At 72.3% G+C, this 16,951-nt stretch carries 14 protein-coding genes; 4 read left to right on the plus strand and 10 right to left on the minus strand.

Annotated elements, in window-relative coordinates; translation table 11 throughout:
- Nucleotides 1–89 precede the first annotated feature (89 nt).
- From SFY69_11160 to SFY69_11175, 4 genes are read right to left on the minus strand one after another with little or no spacing between them, the layout of a single operon-like run.
- Nucleotides 90–2,282 carry a DUF3488 and transglutaminase-like domain-containing protein gene (locus SFY69_11160; GenBank protein MDX2132598.1) on the minus strand — a complete coding sequence of 731 codons (2,193 nt, stop codon included), beginning with the start codon at nt 2,280–2,282 and terminating at the stop codon, nt 90–92.
- A complete protein-coding gene (locus tag SFY69_11165; GenBank protein MDX2132599.1) occupies nt 2,279–3,472 on the minus strand; it encodes a DUF58 domain-containing protein in 1,194 nt (397 codons plus the stop codon). Before SFY69_11165 ends, SFY69_11160 begins: the two co-directional genes overlap by 4 nt.
- A 12-nt stretch (nt 3,473–3,484) precedes the next feature.
- The gene (scpB, locus tag SFY69_11170) at nt 3,485–4,120 is read right to left on the minus strand and encodes an SMC-Scp complex subunit ScpB (protein MDX2132600.1); all 636 of its coding nucleotides are present in this window, start codon (nt 4,118–4,120) and stop codon (nt 3,485–3,487) included.
- A 27-nt stretch (nt 4,121–4,147) separates the two neighbouring features.
- On the minus strand, nt 4,148–5,317 hold the full coding sequence (locus tag SFY69_11175; GenBank protein MDX2132601.1) for a cobalamin-dependent protein: 1,170 nt from the start codon (nt 5,315–5,317) through the stop codon (nt 4,148–4,150).
- 105 nt (nt 5,318–5,422) lie between these two features.
- Between SFY69_11175 and SFY69_11180 the strand changes: the two genes are divergently transcribed.
- Nucleotides 5,423–6,145 carry a queuosine precursor transporter gene (locus SFY69_11180; protein MDX2132602.1) on the plus strand — a complete coding sequence of 241 codons (723 nt, stop codon included), beginning with the start codon at nt 5,423–5,425 and terminating at the stop codon, nt 6,143–6,145.
- Between the two features lie 77 nt (nt 6,146–6,222).
- Nucleotides 6,223–6,762: a hypothetical protein gene (locus SFY69_11185; GenBank protein ID MDX2132603.1), complete on the plus strand. Its 540-nt coding sequence runs from the start codon at nt 6,223–6,225 to the stop codon at nt 6,760–6,762.
- A 5-nt stretch (nt 6,763–6,767) separates the two neighbouring features.
- Here the strand turns inward: SFY69_11185 and SFY69_11190 are convergent, their stop codons facing one another.
- The 5 genes from SFY69_11190 to SFY69_11210 all read right to left on the minus strand — a co-directional run bounded on the left by SFY69_11190 (nt 6,768) and on the right by SFY69_11210 (nt 12,432).
- Nucleotides 6,768–7,091 carry an RNA-binding protein gene (locus tag SFY69_11190; protein MDX2132604.1) on the minus strand — a complete coding sequence of 108 codons (324 nt, stop codon included), beginning with the start codon at nt 7,089–7,091 and terminating at the stop codon, nt 6,768–6,770.
- A 147-nt stretch (nt 7,092–7,238) separates the two neighbouring features.
- Nucleotides 7,239–8,912: a hypothetical protein gene (locus tag SFY69_11195; protein ID MDX2132605.1), complete on the minus strand. Its 1,674-nt coding sequence runs from the start codon at nt 8,910–8,912 to the stop codon at nt 7,239–7,241.
- 104 nt (nt 8,913–9,016) lie between these two features.
- On the minus strand, nt 9,017–10,294 hold the full coding sequence (locus SFY69_11200) for an aminotransferase class V-fold PLP-dependent enzyme (GenBank protein ID MDX2132606.1): 1,278 nt from the start codon (nt 10,292–10,294) through the stop codon (nt 9,017–9,019).
- 89 nt (nt 10,295–10,383) lie between these two features.
- Nucleotides 10,384–11,514 (minus strand): glycine cleavage system aminomethyltransferase GcvT, encoded by a 1,131-nt coding sequence (gene gcvT / locus SFY69_11205; protein ID MDX2132607.1) that lies wholly within the window; start codon nt 11,512–11,514, stop codon nt 10,384–10,386.
- Between the two features lie 27 nt (nt 11,515–11,541).
- Complete coding sequence (locus SFY69_11210; protein ID MDX2132608.1) at nt 11,542–12,432, minus strand: pantoate--beta-alanine ligase; 891 nt, start codon at nt 12,430–12,432, stop codon at nt 11,542–11,544.
- A gap of 39 nt (nt 12,433–12,471) precedes the next feature.
- On the opposite strand from SFY69_11210, the gene SFY69_11215 reads away from it, so the two are divergent.
- A complete protein-coding gene (locus SFY69_11215) occupies nt 12,472–13,101 on the plus strand; it encodes a hypothetical protein (GenBank protein ID MDX2132609.1) in 630 nt (209 codons plus the stop codon).
- Between the two features lie 3 nt (nt 13,102–13,104).
- Here SFY69_11215 and SFY69_11220 read toward each other — a convergent pair whose 3' ends face one another.
- A complete protein-coding gene (locus tag SFY69_11220) occupies nt 13,105–15,039 on the minus strand; it encodes a CTP synthase (GenBank protein MDX2132610.1) in 1,935 nt (644 codons plus the stop codon).
- Between the two features lie 113 nt (nt 15,040–15,152).
- On the opposite strand from SFY69_11220, the gene SFY69_11225 reads away from it, so the two are divergent.
- A complete protein-coding gene (locus SFY69_11225; GenBank protein MDX2132611.1) occupies nt 15,153–16,937 on the plus strand; it encodes a M1 family metallopeptidase in 1,785 nt (594 codons plus the stop codon).
- Nucleotides 16,938–16,951: the final 14 nt, after the last annotated feature.

Genomic DNA, 16,951 nt, shown 5'->3' on the forward strand with positions numbered 1-16,951 from the left:
GCGTGCCCCCACCCAGCATCGTGCGGCGTCGGGCGGCGCTTCAGCGGGGCGCGTCGTCCGTCTGCGCCGAGCGGCGGCCTGTACGGACCTCACGGCCGAGAACCGGCGCGCAGCGTCGCCATCGCGCGGCGGAGATCGTCCGGCGCGGGCGGCCGCCCGGCGAACACCCAGGCGTACACGAGTTGCACCGCGAAGAGCTCTTCCGCGGGCGCCCGGGCCTGGCGCCCCCAGTCCAGCAGCGTCGCCCCGGGTTCTCGGGGCATGCGCCGGGCGAAGGCGCGCTCGACCTGTGAAACCAGGCGTGCGGCCCCGGGGTCGAGCCCGGCGTAGGGCGTGCGCCTGTTCCGCCCGGCCCGGCGGAGCGCGCCGCGCACCGCCAGGAACACCCCCACCACCACCGCGGCGCCCAGCGCGGGCAGGCCCACCCGACGCACCAGGCTCGGGCGCGCCTCTCCGGAATCTCCGCCGTCGCCCTGCACGCGCCGGCGCAGATCCTCGATCCACCCCGCGCTCCACGGCTCGCCCGGGCGGGTCCGCCGCCCGAGCAGCCGCGACTGGGCCGCGTGGTCGAAGGTGGCGATGCGCGAGTTCCAGGTGTTCTCGACGGCGTCGAGCCAGCGGTCAAGGCGGGAGAGCACGCCCCCCTGGTTGGTCAGTCGCTGCACCTCCGCGGTGGGCGTGCCGTCAAACGTGCGCCAGACGTCGAAGCCCGCGCGCACCTCGACCCAGGCGTGCGCGTGCGCCTGGCGGACGACGTACGCGCCGGTCTCGGGGTCGACCTCGCTGGTCATGTACCCGGCGATGACGTTGGCCTCGATGCCCGCGGCACGGCAGAGCAGCGCGAGCGCCGAGGCGAAGTGCTCGCAGTGCCCGCGCCGCGTGGTCCGCAGGAAGTGCTCGGTCGCCTCGGCACGCAGCGGCGGGGCGGGCGTGTCGAGCGAGTACTCGAAGTTCAGCCGCAGATACTGCTCGAAGACCCGTGCCACCATCACGTCGTCCTGGACGGGGCGCTTCGCGGGGTCGGCCTCGATCGCCGCCTCGCGCAGAATGTCGCGGGCGAGTTCGATCACGCCCGGCGGCGGCGGCGTGACGGCGCGCCGGGCCCAGTCGTCGTCGGGGACCTCCTGCGTCTCCGGGAGCGAGCGCACGTGGTAGCGCAGGACCGGCGTCGCGGCGGTGCGCAGCGAGACGACCTTCCATCGGTCGTCGACCGTGAACTCAACCTCGCCCTGCTCGCGCGAGGTGACCTGGGCGCTGACGGGGCGGTTGAGCATGAAGACGGGCGTGCGCGCCACCGTGCCGCGCGGGCGGAACTCCTGCAGCACGATGCCCGTGACGCGCCGATCGCTGCGCAGTCGCAGGCGCTGGCCGGGCTCGCGGCGCTCGATCCGGGTCACGTCCTGCGCGATGGAAGCGGACCAGACCCCGGCCTGGTACTCGTCGAGCACGCGTCCGCGGAAGTACCGCGGGGCGAACGCGGGGCGTTCGCTGGCCGCGCTGTCGGACCGGATGCGCACTTCCATCACGGTCGCCTGCGACTCGCTGATGAGGCCGCCGCGCCCGATGTCGACGCGATCGGTGAAGCCGGTCTGGCGCCCGGTGGTGGTGGTCGAGATCGCCGCGAACTGCTGGAAGCCCACCCCGCGGGGCACGATGACGAACACGCCCCCGGCGATGAGATACCCGCCGACGACCATGAACGCGATGAGGCCGACGATGCCGGGGCGCAGCGGGCGCCACGGGACGCCCTGGGGATCGCGTTCCTGCCCGGACGAGCGGATCGCGCGGACCTGCGCCACGTACACCTGGTACGCCATCACCGCGAACGCCAGGAGCGGGGTGAGCACGCCGATCGCCACGCCCACCCACAGCGTGGTCGCTGTGAGCACCGCCCCGATGACCAGGAACACGCTGAGCGTGAGCAACTGCCCGTAGTCCTGCGCCTCGCGCTGCTCCCACAGCTTCAGCACGATGATCGCGCCCAGGAACGTCGAGAACGCCGACACCGGCGGGGCGCCCTCGATCGACCGCACGACCGCGCCGACCAGCACGCCGAACAGGATGATCGTCGCGGCCCATCGCGGGAGGCCCCGGCGCGCCGGGCCCAACTCCGTGAAGCACCAGCCGGCGAGCGCGCCGATGATGAGCCCGGACGTCACCAGCGCGTCACCCTCGGCCATGCCGAACGTCAGCAGGCTGAGCAGCACGACCGCCAGCACCCCGACCTGCACCCGGCGGGCGAGCATGCCGCGGCGCGGCCCATCGGCGACGACGGCGCTCATGCGCGTGCCCCCAGCCCCAGACGCTCCAGCAGGCCCCGGCGCAGCCCGCCGACGCTCATCGTGCGCACCGGCGGTTCGGGGTCAGGGTCTACGCCCAGCGCCTGCGGCGTGAACACGCCCGCGAGGTTCGAGGCGTCGATCGCGCCGGGGTCGTCCGTCACGAGCAGCACCGCGTCGCCGGACGGCGCGGGCGTCGGCGCGGACAGGCCCGGCTCGGCCAGCGCGAGCGCGTCGAGGCAGGCGCCCGCGTGCCGAGCACTCGCCGCCGGCGCCACGCGCGACGAACCGCCCAGCGCGTCGACCCCGACCTCGAGCCCCCGCGCGAGGGCGACGTTCACCAGGCCCGCGGCGGCGGAGACCACGGCCTCGGCGTGCGCGCCCTCGCTCGCGAATCGGACCGCGATCCACACGCGCGTGCCGGGGCGCTCCGCCAGTTCTCGAACCACCGGGCGGGCCAGGCGGGCGCTGGCCCGCCAGGAAATCCGGCGGATGCTGTCGCCCGGGGTGTACTCACGCAGCGCGTAGAACTCATCGCCCGTGCGCCCGCGCCGCACGGCGCGCGGAGACTCACCCCGCCCGATGCTGCGCGGAAGAACGGCGCCGTCGATCCGGGCGGCCCGCGGACGGATGATCGCCTCGCCCGGCTGCTCGAAGGTCACGCTCTTGCGGGTCAGCCCGAAAGGAAACGTCGTCGAGACGCGCACGCGGGCGAACGTCGCGCGCCCGCGGGCGCGGGGCGTCACGATGAAGACCGAGTCGGCGGCGCCGCCGGCGCGCACGTGGGGACAGACGCTCGTGAGGGGCGCAAATCGCGCGGGCCAGGAGGCCGCGCCGTCCGGGCCCGGGAGTTCCTCGATCGTGAGGGCGAACGCCGGGATGAGGCGGTTGGAGTTTCGCAGGCGGTAGCGGATCTCGAAGGGTTCGCCGGTGGTGCCCGCGCAGGGCACATCGCGCGAGAGTTCCAGGCCCATGAGGGCGGCGCCGCTCAGCACGCCCGACATCAGCAGCCCCGCGACCCCGAGCCCGAACAGCCAGAAGAGCAGGTTGTTCTGCCCGTTGACGGCGCCCAGGACGATCACGATGACCGTGGCGGCGTACGCGACCCCGGGAATATGGAAGTGGTACCGCCGGCGCACCACGCGCGCGGGTTCGTCCCCCGGGAGGGCTCCGCCGGCCGCGGTTCGAGACATGCCCAGCACGCGTCACGCCTTCGGCTTGAGTTCCGCGATGGTCGGCAGGTCTTGCAGCGACGCGAGCCCGAAGGCATCGAGGAACGACCTGGTGGTGGCGTAGAGGAGCGGACGCCCCAGCTCCTCCGCACGCCCCTGCACCGTTACGAGCCGGCGCTCGATGAGGTTCTTCAGCACTTCCCCGCACGACACGCCCCGGATGGCCTCGAGCTGCGCCCGCGTCACGGGCTGGCGGTACGCGATGATCGCCAGCGTCTCGACCCCCTGGCGCGAGAGGCGCGACGACTGGCGGGCGCGGTGCAGTGCCGCGATCGTCGGGGCGAACGCCGGGAGGGTGAGCACCCGCAGCCCGCCGGCGACCTTCTCGATGCGGAACGACCGCCCGGTGCGCTCGTACGAGGTGTTCAGCGCTTCCACGCACTCCTCGATCTGGGCCAGGGCGCCGTCGCGCGCCTGGTCGCGCACGCGGGCGCGCGTCCCCTCGGCGGGCGCGTCGTCGGGGGCGGGCGTCAGCAGCCCCACCGCCTCGGCCAGCCGGGTGGGCGGGAGCGGACGGTCCGCGCACATGAGGGCGGCCTCGACGTGCGCGGCGAGGGACGCGTCGGCCGGGGGCTGCTCGACACTGGGCGAAGGCTGCGGGGCGTCCACGAACGGCGTCCTCCTGGCGATCCCCGCTCACGGGGCCGCGAGCAACTCGAGCAACTCGGGCACTCCCTGCCCCTTCGTGGCGACAGTCTCAACGATCCCGCGCCGGCCGGCGACGTCGCGCAGGTCGCGGACGAGCTCGTTCTCGCCCGGGTGGTCGGCCTTGTTGCAGACGAAGATGTCGGCGATCTCGAGGATGCCGGCCTTGTCCATCTGCACCGCGTCGCCCATGCCGGGCGTGAGCACCACCGCCGTGCGATCGACGAAGCCGCGGATCCGCGTCTCGTTCTGCCCGGCGCCGACAGTTTCGACGAAGAGCAGTTCGACCGCGTCGGGGCCGGCGAAGGCCCCGCCGATGAGCTCGATGATCTCCGGCAGTGCGTGGTAGTCCTCGCCCCGGATGGCCAGGCTGCGGTAGTACACGCCCTCGTCGAGCGCGTTGAAGTCGACGCGGAGCCGGTCGCCCAGGAGCGCGCCGCCGGTGATGGGGCTCATGGGATCGAACGCGACGACCGCGCACCGCCGGGGGCACAGCGGGTCGCCGGCGCGCGAGCGCCGCGTGTACTCCCCCGCCATCTGGGCGACGAGCGTGCTCTTGCCGGCGCCGGGCGAGCCCGTGACGCCGATGACCCGGCGCGGGCGCCGGCGGGGCGCCCCGGGGCGGACGGCGCCGCTGTCGTGCAGCACGGAGATATCGCGGGCGAGCTGGGCCGCGGGCGTGGATGACGCCTCGAGCACGGGCAGGCGCGGGCGGACGGCATCGCGGACGGCGTTGACGATGTCGAGCAGGCCGACGCCGGTGGTGAAGCAGCGCTTGATGCCCAGGTCGAGCAGCTTGGCGACGTCCTCGGACGGGAGAATGCCCCCCATGTAGACGGGCAGGTCCGGGCGTCCGAGGCGGGCGAGTTCCTGCACCAGCCGGGGCCCGAGCACGAGGTGCGAGTTGCTCATCATGCTGGCGGCGATGACGTCGCAGTCTTCGTCGCGCGCGGAGATGGCGAGGCTGCGGGGCGTCTGCCAGAGCCCGCTGTAGATGACGTGCACGCCGCTGTCGCGCAGCGCGCGGGCGATGACCTTGACGCCCCGATCGTGCCCGTCGAGGCCCATCTTGCCCAGCAGCACGCGCGGGCGGTGCGGGAGGTCGGCGCACCGGTCCTTCTTTTCAAACTCGGTCGTCGCGACGTTGAGCGTGGTTGTCATGGGTTCCGCATCCGCGTTGGGAACTGCACCGAACCATCCGGGTCGAGTAGCATGGATCGTACGGCGGCCGCCGGGCCGGCGCGATGTCCCACCGCGAGGCCCCGCATGACCCACGAGCCGCACGCGTTCACCGTCCCGCAGCGGGTGTTCGTCTGGCTCGCGGCGGCGAACCTGACCGCCCTGCTGCTCGCGAACGTCGTGGGCGTCAAGCTCTTCCGGTTCGAGGTGCCCGCGTTCGGGCGGATCATCCCCGTCGAGCACACCGCGGGAATGCTCGCCTTCCCCGTCACGTTCCTCCTGACCGACCTCATCAACGAGTACTTCGGGCGCAAGGCGGCCCGGCGTGCGGCGTACGTCGCGTTCGCGATGGCCGGGCTCGCGTGGACGCTGCTCTGGGTGGCGCGAAAGGTGCCCGTGCTGGAGGGGATCCCCGGGACGGCGACGCAGGCATCGTTCGACAACGTATTCGGGGCCGCGGCCCTGATGTACATCGCGTCCATCGTCGCCTTCCTCTTCGGCAACCTGCTCGACATCTACCTCTTCGGCGTGTTCAAGCGCCTCACCGGCGGGCGGCTGGTCTGGCTCCGGGCCAGCGGGAGCACCGTCGTCTCGCAGTTCTTCGACAGCATCATCGTGACTTTCGTGTTCTTCCAACTCCTCCAGCGGTGGATGGGCCAGGAGACGCCCTCGCTCGAGTGGACGGCCCAGACCGCCGCGACCGGCTACGTGCTCAAGTTCGTGATCGCCGTCGCGCTCACGCCCCTCATCTACGCGGGGCGCTGGACGATCCGCAACGTCTTCGGGCTCACGCCCTTGCCGCCCGAGTAATCGGCCCTGCCTCGGGCGGGCCGGTGCGCGGACGGCGGCGCGGTATGCTCGCCCCCGCGGCTCGGGAGGGCGGAACCATGGGCAAGGCGGTGGTCATCGGCATGGGCGTCGTGGCGGTCGGGCTCTTCGCGGGCGTTGGCGTGCTCGCGTTCGTGAAGAGCAAGGACAAGTTCGCGGAGGCGCTGAAGCCCGCGCCCCCGCCGCCGCCCGTCGAGCCCCCGGCGGACGCACGCATCCTCGAGGACGATGTTGAGCCGGGCATGGTCGTCGGGTCGATCGTCGGCGTGCGTCGCGAGGCCGACCGGCGCGCGATCGAGGCTTCGTACGTCGGCACGTGGACGCCCAATCGCGGCTGGGAGGGCGAAGTCGTCGACGTCACCGACGAGCGCTCGGGCGTCGCGCTGCGGCTGTTCTACGCGCAGGGCGGCATGCTCTCGAGCGGGTTCTACGTCATCGCCGTGGTGCCCGCGAACGACCAGGGCGTGCAGAAGGGCGATGTCGCGACGGTGCAAGGGCGGATCAGCAAGCTCGAGATGCTGGAGACGCAGCCGCTGCCGACCTTCCGGGTCGTGCTCGATCCTGCGCGGGTGCTGCGCAATCGCACGCGGAGCCGGTGAGGGGCTTACCAGCCGCCCCGCCCGCCGCCCCCGCCAGACCCGCGCCCGCCGCCCCCGCCGCCGAACCCGCGCCCGCCGCCGCCTTCGCGGGGCTTGGCCTCGTTCACGACGAGCGGCCTGCCGCCGAAGTCGGCGCCGTTCAGCGCCTCGATGGCCTGTGCGGCTTCGGCGTCGTTGGGCATCTCGACGAACCCGAACCCGCGCGAGCGCCCTGTTTCGCGGTCCATGACAACCTGCGCCGAGGCGACCTGCCAGCGCTCCTCGAAGATCTGGCGGAGTTCTGCGTCGTTCGTGCTGTAAGGGAGATTGCCGACGTACAGCTTCTTCATGTTAACCGTGGCCCTGCCCCGGGTTAGCCGCCCCGACACGAGACAGGCTCGACGCGACCCGGCGTGCGCCCCGAGCGTGCCGGCCGACGCACGCAACACGCTCGCCGCGATGCGTCGACCAGTTGAGCACCAGTGTAGCGATGATCGTCACTGTCCACCGCCTGCTCCGGGGAACGGCGCGAGCGGGCGCGACCGACGGAACTCGCCCTGCGCGGGCGGCGCGCCGTGCAGCTCCGGGTGCAGGTAGGTCCCGCGCAGCGACGCCGGCTTCTCGAGCTCGTCCTGCGCGCCGTGCGTGCGGGCCCAGGCGTCGTGGCGCACGCCGGTGACGCCCCACGACACGCGCCCGCCCGGCAGGCCCCCGGCGATACGGAACCGCCCGTCGCGCACAGTCTCAGCGACGTGCAGGCCCGGCATGGGCGCACCGAGCGGCGTGAGGCTGTACGTCTCGTCGTGGTTGATCGACTCGTAGTACGCGGGCAGCTCGACGACCGCCCCGCCGCTCGCGTCGAGCGTGACGTTGCCCCGGTAGAGGTTGAACGGGCGCGGGCCCTCGAGCGCAAAGTGGTTGAGGTACTTGTTCGCCGGGTCGAGCGGGTGGTCGATGCGGAACTGCTTGTTGCCGGTGGTGATCGAATCGCCGATGCACACCACGCCGAAGCCCTCGGCGCTGTCGCAGATGCCCAGCACGCCGTACGTCTGCCCGGTGGTGTTGGCGGCGTAGCCGAAGACGCCCGCCGCGCCGGCGGTGCTGCTGGAGATGACGCCCCAGACGCCGGTGGTGACGCCCGCGGACGCGGAGGCGGCGCCGTACACGCCCGTCGCCTCGTCGGTGCTCGAGTCGACGCGGCCGAGCAGGCCGGTCGTGACGCCCGTGCTGGCGGTGGCGTGCCCCACCCCGCCGGTACCCTCGGTGCTGGCGGAAACACCCCAGAGCCCCCACGCGTCGCCGGTCGTGGCGCTCGCGTAGGCGAAGACGCCCCGCCCGGTGGGGCTGACGCTCTCGCCCTGGATGCCGATGCTCGCGCCGGACGTGGCGCTGTTGATGCCCACGAGCCCGATCGCCTGCGCGCTGTTCGCCCGCGCGAAGAGCCCGAAGCCCGCGCCGCTGGTCGAGGTGGAGTAGACGTAGCCGCCGCGCGGCTGGGAGGTCTCAACGTGCAGCGGGTACTGCGGGGAAGTCAGGCCGACCCCGAGATTGCCGCTCGTGAACACCGCGTTGCCCGCGTTCAGCGTGAAGGGCGATGCACCGGCCGGACCCGCCGGGCCCTGCGTGCCCGCCGGGCCTGCGGGACCGGTCGCACCCGCCGGGCCGGTCGCACCCTGCGGGCCTTGTGGGCCCTGTGGGCCCTGCGCGCCGGGCCACCCGGCGGGGCCTTGTGGTCCTTGAGGTCCGGCCGGCCCGGGCGGACCGGGCGGGCCTTCGATGCCGCCCGTGCCTTGCACCGCGAACAGCGCGTAGGGCGTGGCGGTCAGCACCTGGCGGGGCGTGAGGGTCGTGTACCCGCCGCTGCCCGACGGATGACGCACCGCGATCTCCATGAAGCGTGCGTTGCCGTCCCAGGGCGCCAGGCCGAAGTCCAGCGTCGCGTTGAAGCGCCCCTCGACGACCGCGACGTTGACGAGCGTGAGCATGGGGCCGATCTGCGTGCCGCCCGCGGCCCGGTCGAAGAGCGCCACGCGCAGGTCCGCCAGGCCCGTGATGCGCACGCCGTCGCGGACGATCTCGCCCTGGTACGTGAACCCGGACGAGATCGGACCCTGGGCGCGAGCGGTGAGGGCGAGTGCGAGCGCGATGAGCGCGGCGGCGAGTCTGCGCATGGGAACTCCTCGGGCGGGTTGCCCTCCCATACGTCGGCGGTCCGGGGGTGCGTCGAAAGCGAATCCCGCGTCCGATAGCGGTGCGGCGGGCCGGTGTGCGCTGATCAGGCCGTGCGGGCGGCACGCGGCGGATCGAACGACGCGCCCGACGCCGACGCCGCAATCTGTGCAAGAGCCGCGAGGAGCGCGTCGACGTCGGCCTCGGTGACGAACGGCCCGTAGGAGAACCGCACGCCCCCGGCGCGTTCGAGCGTACCGAACGTGCGGTGCGCGCCCGGCGCGCACGTGAGCCCGGCGCGGACGAGCAGGCCGAAGCGGGCCTCGAGCACGCCCGCGATCTCCGCGGGGTCGAGCTCGTCGTGCACGAGCGTAAAGACGCCGACGCGCTGCGAAGCCTCGGGCGGCCCGAGCAGGCGGAACGACGCCCCGGGCGCGTCGCGTTCGGGCCATGACGCGTGGCGCACGCCCAGGTCGCGCAGGCCCTCGAGCGTGCGGTCGATGAGCGCGAGTTCGTGCGTGCGGATCGCGTCGAGGCCCCGCTCGTGCAGCCACGCGACGGCGGCGGAGAGACCGGCGATGCCGATGGTGTTGTGGCTGCCCGCCTCGAACCGCTCGGGCATGGACGAGGGGTGATCGTCCGACTCGCTCCATGATCCCGTGCCGCCCTCGCGCGTCGTCGCGAGTTGTTCTTCGATCGCGGGGCGGATGTACAGCCCGCCGGTGCCCTGCGGGCCCAAGAGGCCCTTGTGCCCGGGGAAGGCGAGCAGATCGGCGTGCAGGCTCTGCACGCCCACCGGCAGGTGCCCGAGGGCCTGGGCCGCGTCGACGAGGAACAGCACTCCCCGCGCTCGACAAAGTTCGCCGAATCGCGCGACGTCCTGGATGCTCCCCCCGACGTTGCTGGCCATGTTCGCCGCGAGCAGCAGCGGGCGCGGCCCGTCGTCGAGCACGCGCGCAACGTCCGCGGGATCCACCAGCCCCGTGTCGGGGGCCGCGGGCACGTGGTCGATGCGCACGCCCTCGTCGGCGAGCGCCTGGAAGGGGCGGAGCACCGAGTTGTGGTCCATGGCGGTGGTGACGAGGCGGATCGAGCCGTGGGCCACGCCCCGCAGGCGCGCGCCGCGCACGACGCCCTTGATCGCCAGGTTCAGCGCGTCGGTGGTGTTGAGCGTGAAGACCACGTGGGCCGCGCTCTCGCCACCGATCAGCCGGTTGATGCGTTCGCGGCATTCACGGATGACCCGCGCGCCCTCGCGGCTCTCGGCGTACTGCCCCCGCCCGGGTGAAGCGCCCACGCCCCGCCCGTACGCGAGCATCGCGTCGAAGACGCCGGGTGGTTTGGGGAAGCTGGTCGCCGCGTTGTCGAGGTACACACGCCGCACGGAGCAACGATAGACGCGCGCGGGGCGACATCTCTCGGCGTGGAGTATCTCGCGCGGGCGGCCCGGTGCACGCCGCGGGAAACGCCGGATTACGACGCCTTGGGCAGCTTGTAGAACGGGAGCGGCGCGACCTTCGCGGGCAGCACGCCCTTGCCGGTGTCGAGCTCGACCTCGGTCCCGGGTGCCGTAAGCGTCCGATCGAGAAATCCCATGGCGATGCAGTTGCCCAGTGTCGGGCTCGGGCATCCGCTTGTCACCACCCCGACCTCGCGCCCCGCGTGCAGCACCTTGGCGCCCTGTCGCGCGGCGCGGCGGCCTTCGATCGTGAACCCCGCGAGCGTGCGGGGCGTGCCGCCGGCCTCCTGCGTCTTCTTGAGCGCCTCCATGCCCACGAAGACTTCGCCCCGCTCGCCCTGGTCCTTGTCGAGCGAGATGGCGAAGTCCACGCCGCACGAGAGGGCGTTGATGTCTTCGCCCAGTTCGTGCCCGTAGAGGGGCATGCCGGCCTCGGTCCGCAGCGTGTCGCGTGCGCCCAGCCCGGCCGGACGCAGCGCCGCACCGGCCGACTTCATGTCCGTCCCCTGCAGCAGGTACTTCATCGCCAGCCCCACCGCGCCCGACGGCAGGATGACCTCGACCCCGTCCTCGCCGGTGTAGCCGGTGCGGCTCACGATCAGTTTCGCGATCAGCAGGTTCTTGAGCGCGAACCGGTACCGCTTCAGCGTGGGGATCTCGCGGCTGTACTGCCCCACCATCTCGACCACCTTCGGGCCCTGGAGCGCGACCATCGCGGTGTCCATCGTCTGGTCGTCCATCTTGAACGACAGGTCCCACGCCGTGCGGAGCGTCTCGAAGTGTCCGAGCATCTTCTCGCGGTTGCTCGCGTTCACCACCATCAGGAACTCGTCGTCGTCCAGGCGGTAGACGATCACGTCGTCGCGGACGCCCCCCTGGTCGTTGCACACCAGCGAGTAGCGGCACTGGCCGGGCTGCATGTCGCTGATGCGCCGGGTGCACACACGTTCGAGGAACTTGCGTGCCCCCCGCCCGGCGAACTTCACGCGCCCCATGTGCGAGACGTCGAAGATCCCGCCCGAGGCGCGGACCTGCTTGTGCTCGTCGATCAGGCCGTAGTAGGTGAGAGGCATCTCCCAGCCGGCGAAGTCCACCATGTGGGCCTTGTGGTCGAGATGGAACTGGTACAGCGGGGTGCGATGCACAGGGTCACTCCTCGTGGGGCGATGAGTCTATGGATGCCGGGCGAGGGGCACCCCGCCGGCGCCGGGCGTCCAGAGCGCGTTGTCGATGAGGCGCGTCGCGCCGAACCGGGCCGCGATCAGCGCCCGCATCGCCGGTGCCGCCCCGGGTGTGCTGGGCTCCGGGCCGCCTGGCTCCAGCGTGAGCGCGTCGCGCACAACGGCGTATTCGACGTCGGCCCCAACCTCCGCCAGCACCCCCCGCATGGTCGTCTCCGCCTCCTGCGCCGTCGGCGCTCGCAGAGACTCCCGCAGCGCGCGCGACACGCCGGCCGCCCTCTGGCGTTCGGCGGGCGACAGAAACCGGTTTCGGCTGCTCATCGCCAGCCCGTCGGGCTCGCGCACCGTCTCGCCGGGGACGATCCGCACGGCGGGGTGCGTCCGCTCGGCCATCGCCGCGACGACGCGCAGTTGCTGCCAGTCCTTCTCGCCGAACACGGCCTCGACGGGGCGGGTGAGGTCAAACAGCCGCGCCACCACCTGGCACACGCCCGCGAAGTGTCCGGGGCGGAAGCGGTCTTCCAGGCCGGGCGCCGTCGCCACGCGCGGCAGGGGCGGCACGCGCGGCGCGTGGTCCGGCGGGTACACCTCGTTCACGGGCGGGGCGAGCACCACGCCGGCCCCCGCCGCCTCGCACAACGCGACGTCGGCGTCGAACGTCTTGGGATAGCGCGCGAAGTCGGCGGGATCGTTGAACTGCGTGGGGTTCACGAAGATCGTCACGACGCACGCGCCGCCCGGGTGCTTCGCGGCGAGGGCGGCGCCCTGGCGGATAATCGACGCGTGCCCCTCGTGCAGCGCGCCCATGGTGGGAACGAGCACGCACGGGGCGTCCGAAAGCCGCCAGCGGTCGAACTCCTCGAGCGAGGTTGCGACAATCACGGGGCGATGGTAGAGGCGGCGACGCCCGGAGCGGATCACGTGGGCGACGAACGATGGGTTTCCCTGCTCCGCGGCGCCGCACGGCGCGGGCTGGTCGGCACCCCGCTCGCGGGAGTCGGCGAGCCGGCGACGTGGGCGCGGGGATTTGCGGACAGCGCCGGGCATCGACGCGCGGTCGACCCGTACCTGCTCGCCCGCGTGCTCGGGCTGCCTGCCGAGCACGTGGACGCGCTCCCCGGCCTCCCGCCCGACGCCGAGAGCTGGCTCCGGCTCTGGCGCGCGGTGGCGGCGGGTGATGACCGGCGGCCGGCGTTCTCGCGCGACGACGGGCCGCTCTTCCCGGAATCGCACGACGGGCCGATCGAGGTCTGGACCGAGGGCGAGTTATGCGGGCTGCACGCGCTGTCGTGGCTGGCGACGAAGGGCGGGCCCGCGGAGGCGCGGCTGCACGCCGCCGCACGCTGGCTCATCGAGCACATCCAGCCCGACAACGCGACGGGGCGGCCTTGGGGCGTGCACGTGTTCGCCTCGATGGGGGCGAGCGACCCCGACGCGGACATGTACGCCCAGACGCTGCTGCACAACGCGCTCGCGGGCAGGAGCGAGCCGGACGTGTTCAGCGCCGTGATTCTGTGGGACGCCGCGGACTGGCTGGAGCGCGGCGTGTGAGCGTCAGACCGGCTGCGGGCGCTCGTGCCCGCTCACCATCCACCGGCGCAGGTCCGCGGCCCAGGGGTCGCGGGGGTCGATCGTCGGGCCGTACTTGCCCTGGATCGCCGCGGCGATGAGGCCCATGAACAGCGGCTGCGGGCGCAGCGGGCGGCTGGTGAGCTCGGGGTGGAACTGCGCACCGATGAAGAACGGGTGCGTGGGCGCGCCCGCCCGAGCGCCGGGGTCGCCGGGACGCCGCAGTTCCAGCACCTGCATGATGGGGCGCGTCGGGTGGCGCCCCGAGAACACGAGCCCGCCGGCCTCGAGACGCTCGATGTACGCGGGCTCGACCTCGTAGCGATGGCGGAACCGCTCGCGCACCAGCGCGCGCCCGCCGCAGAGCCAGTGCGCGAGCGTGCCGGGCATGATCTGCACATCCTGGGCGCCCAGGCGCATCGTGCCCCCGAGCCCCTCGATGCGCTTCTGCTCGGGCAGTTCGCTGATGACCGGGTCGGGCGTCGCGGGCGCGAACTCCGTGGAATGTGCGCCCCGCAGGCCCAGCACGTTGCGGGCGAACTCGATCACCGCGACCTGGAAGCCCAGGCAGATGCCGAGGTAGGGCATGCCCTTCTCGCGGCAGTAGCGCACGGCGGCGATCTTCCCCTCGACGCCCCGCGTGCCGAACCCGCCCGGCACCACGACGCCGTCCAGCCCGTCCATGAGCGCGCCCACGTCGGCGTCGGTGACGTTCGTGGTCTCGAGCCAGTCGAGGTGCACGCGACACCCCAGGTGCGCGCTGCAATGTTCGCACGCCTTGTCGATGCTGGCGTAGGCGTCGCGCAGGCCCGCGTACTTGCCCAGCACGCCGACGCGGACCTCGCGCGCCTTGGGGGCCGTCAGCCGCCGGGCGAAGTGCATCCACTTCTCACGCGGGACGTCCTCGTGCGCGGTGTCCACGCGTTCGTGCAGATGCAGGATCGAGAGGATCTCGCGGTCGATCCGGTCGTGGCGCAGTTCCTCGGGGATCGTGTAGATGCTCTCGCGATCGTGCAGCGAGAACACACGCTTCAGCGGGACGTTGCTGAACATCGCGATCTTCTGCAGCACCTTGGGCGAGACGGGGCGGCTCGCGCGGCAGGCGATGAGGTGCGGCTGGATGCCGGCCTCCAGCGCCGCCTTGATGCCCAGCTGGGCCGCCTTGCTCTTCTGCTCGCCCAGCGCGGGGGGCTCGATGATGTACGTGAGCGCGACGAAGCAGACGTTGCCGGGCCCTTCTTCGAAGGCCAGTTCGCGCATCGCCTCGATGTACACGCCGTTCTCGTAGTCGCCGACCGTTCCCCCGACCTCGACGAAGACCACGTCGGCCGAGCGCACGCCGTCGCCCCGCAGGGCCAGTTCGCGGAGCTTGCGCTTCACCTCGCCCGTGACGTGCGGGATCCACTGGACGTCGCGCCCGAGATAGGCCCCCCGGCGCTCGCGCTCCAGGATCTCGCCGAACAGGCGTCCGGACGTCGTGAAGTTCCAGCGCGAGAGGCTCTGGTCGAGCAGGCGCTCGTAGGTGCCCAGGTCCATGTCGCACTCGGTCCCGTCGTCGAGCACGAAGACCTCGCCATGGCGGTACGGGTTCAGCGTGCCCGAGTCCATGTTGAGGTAGCCCTCCATCTTGATGGGGGCGACGACGAGGCCCTTGTCCTTGAGCATTTTCGCGAGGCTGCTGGTGAAGATGCCCTTGCCCAGGCCCGACATCACGGTGCCGAGCACGATGACGTACTTGTGCTGCCCCCGGACGTACCCCTCGGGGATGGGGCTGTAGAACTCCGAGTCGCCGCCGCCGCCCTCGACCTGCTCGGTGAGCGAGGAGGGACGATGGCCGCGGGTCATCTCGGGAGGCACGCCCGGCGAGCGTGCGGCGCTCTGGTTCGATTTCGACTCGTCGCTCTCCGGCGCGGGGGGCATGTCCGATCGTACCACAACCGCGCGCGACGCGCGTCGGGAATCGACAGGATTCGGCGCGAACCGATGCCCCCGTACGCTCTGCGGGCGAATAGGGGTGACAGGAGACGCCGTCGATGCGAAGTCGGTGCGAGTTGCTGGGCGCAATCCTCGTGTGTCTGTCCACCTGCGGGAGCGCGGCCGCGCAGGACGACCCGCCCGCGCCCGACCCCCGGATCGACCCCATCACCGGACGCCAGAACGCCGTCTGGCCGACTCCCCGGCGATTCGACTTCCTCCACATGCGCCTGGAACTCGCGTTCCCCGACATGCAGGAGGCCCGGCTCGAGGGCGTCCAGACACTGCGGCTGACCCCCGTCGGTCGGGCGCGGGCTTTCCTGGAACTCGACTGCCGCGGGCCGCAGGTGGGGTCGGTCCTGTTCAACGGCGCCCCCGCGGCGTTCACGCTCGGGCAGGGCACCCTGCGGGTTGAGTTTCCGGCCCCGCTGCCGCCCGGGCAGGAGGCGACGGTCACCATCGCCTACACGCTGGACTTCTCCGAAAACCGGGGCGAGGGGCTCACCTGGGCCCGCCCGCGACCAGACGCCGAGAGCGAGAGCCGCCGGTTCCCGATGGTCCACGCCCAGGGCCAGGCCCAGCTCAACTCCATGTGGTTCCCGTGCCACGACTTTCCCAACGAGCGCCTGACCACCGAGATCCTCGTCGACGTGGAGGACGGGTACGACGTGGTGTCGAACGGGCGGCTCGTATCGCGCGAGGCCTCGGCCTCGGGCCGCGTCCGCTGGCACTGGTCGCAGGAACAGCCCCACGTGAACTACCTCGTCACGCTCGCCATCGGGAAGTGGCACGTGCGGGACGTCGGGGGCTCAGAGTCCGCCCGCCCCGGGCTGGCCATGCCCGTGTACGTCGATCACCGCGACGCGGACAACATCGAGCCGATCTTCGGCGCCACGCCCGCGATGGTCGCGTTCTTCGAGACCCTCTTCGCCGAGCCGTACCCCTGGCACCAGTACGCCCAGGTGTGCGTGCGCCAGTTCGCGGCCGGGGGCATGGAGAACACCGGCTGCACGCTGCTGACCGACACGACCAGCCGGGGCTCGCGCCCGGGCTCACGCGACGACCTCATCGCGCACGAACTGGCCCACCAGTGGACCGGCGACCTGCTCACGTGCAACTCGTGGGAGCACCTGTGGCTGAACGAGGGGTGGGCGAGCTACGCGGAATGCCTGTGGGAAGAGCACAAGGCCGGCGATGATCCGGCCGAGGCGAAGCGGGCCTACCTCCGCGCGGTCGTTGGATACGTCCGCCAGCAGCGCTCGCAGAACCGCGGGCGGGCGCCCGAGCAGCCCCCGATGGCGTCGAACCGCTACGAGAACCCCGACGACGTGTTCGGCAAGGCCGACGACGTGTACTCGAAAGGCGCGGTCGTGCTGCACATGCTGCGGATGAAGATCGGCGACGCGGCGTTCTTCGCCGGCGTGCGCGCGTACATCCAGCGTCACAAGTTCGGCACCGTCGAGACGAGCGACTTCCGCCGCGCGCTGGAGCGCGCGAGCGGGAAGAGCCTGGAGCAGTTCTTCGACCAGTGGGTCTACCGCCCGGGGCTGCCGGCGCTCGCCGCCGACTACGCGTGGGACGGCGCGTCGAGCACGCTGAAGATCATGCTCGAACAGACGCAGGTGATCGACCGGCTGAACCCGGCGTACCGCCTCGACCTGCCGGTGCGGATCACGTACGAAGACGGCACGATCCAGTGGGTGCGGATGCCGCTCGCCGAGGCGAGCGCGGAGCGCACGTTCACGCTCGCGGGGCGCCCCCGGCAGGTCAGCATCGACCCCGAGATCACGCAGGCGTGCCGCCTGACCATCCGCACGCCGCTCGAGACACAGGACGGCGGATAAGACGCGGCGCGGGC

The organism is Planctomycetota bacterium (genome assembly GCA_033763975.1).
Classification (GTDB): Bacteria; Planctomycetota; Phycisphaerae; order Phycisphaerales; family UBA1924; genus RI-211.

What these genes read in the sequence shown, in the direction of transcription:
- SFY69_11220 (MDX2132610.1), bottom strand. Translation starts at nt 15,039, where the DNA reads ATGCCCCCCGCGCCGGAGAGCGACGAGTCGAAATCGAACCAGAGCGCC.
- SFY69_11180 (MDX2132602.1), top strand. Translation starts at nt 5,423, where the DNA reads ATGACCCACGAGCCGCACGCGTTCACCGTCCCGCAGCGGGTGTTCGTC.
- SFY69_11195 (MDX2132605.1), bottom strand. Translation starts at nt 8,912, where the DNA reads ATGCGCAGACTCGCCGCCGCGCTCATCGCGCTCGCACTCGCCCTCACC.
- SFY69_11165 (MDX2132599.1), bottom strand. Translation starts at nt 3,472, where the DNA reads ATGTCTCGAACCGCGGCCGGCGGAGCCCTCCCGGGGGACGAACCCGCG.
- SFY69_11175 (MDX2132601.1), bottom strand. Translation starts at nt 5,317, where the DNA reads ATGACAACCACGCTCAACGTCGCGACGACCGAGTTTGAAAAGAAGGAC.
- SFY69_11160 (MDX2132598.1), bottom strand. Translation starts at nt 2,282, where the DNA reads ATGAGCGCCGTCGTCGCCGATGGGCCGCGCCGCGGCATGCTCGCCCGC.
- SFY69_11185 (MDX2132603.1), top strand. Translation starts at nt 6,223, where the DNA reads ATGGGCAAGGCGGTGGTCATCGGCATGGGCGTCGTGGCGGTCGGGCTC.
- SFY69_11190 (MDX2132604.1), bottom strand. Translation starts at nt 7,091, where the DNA reads ATGAAGAAGCTGTACGTCGGCAATCTCCCTTACAGCACGAACGACGCA.
- SFY69_11225 (MDX2132611.1), top strand. Translation starts at nt 15,153, where the DNA reads ATGCGAAGTCGGTGCGAGTTGCTGGGCGCAATCCTCGTGTGTCTGTCC.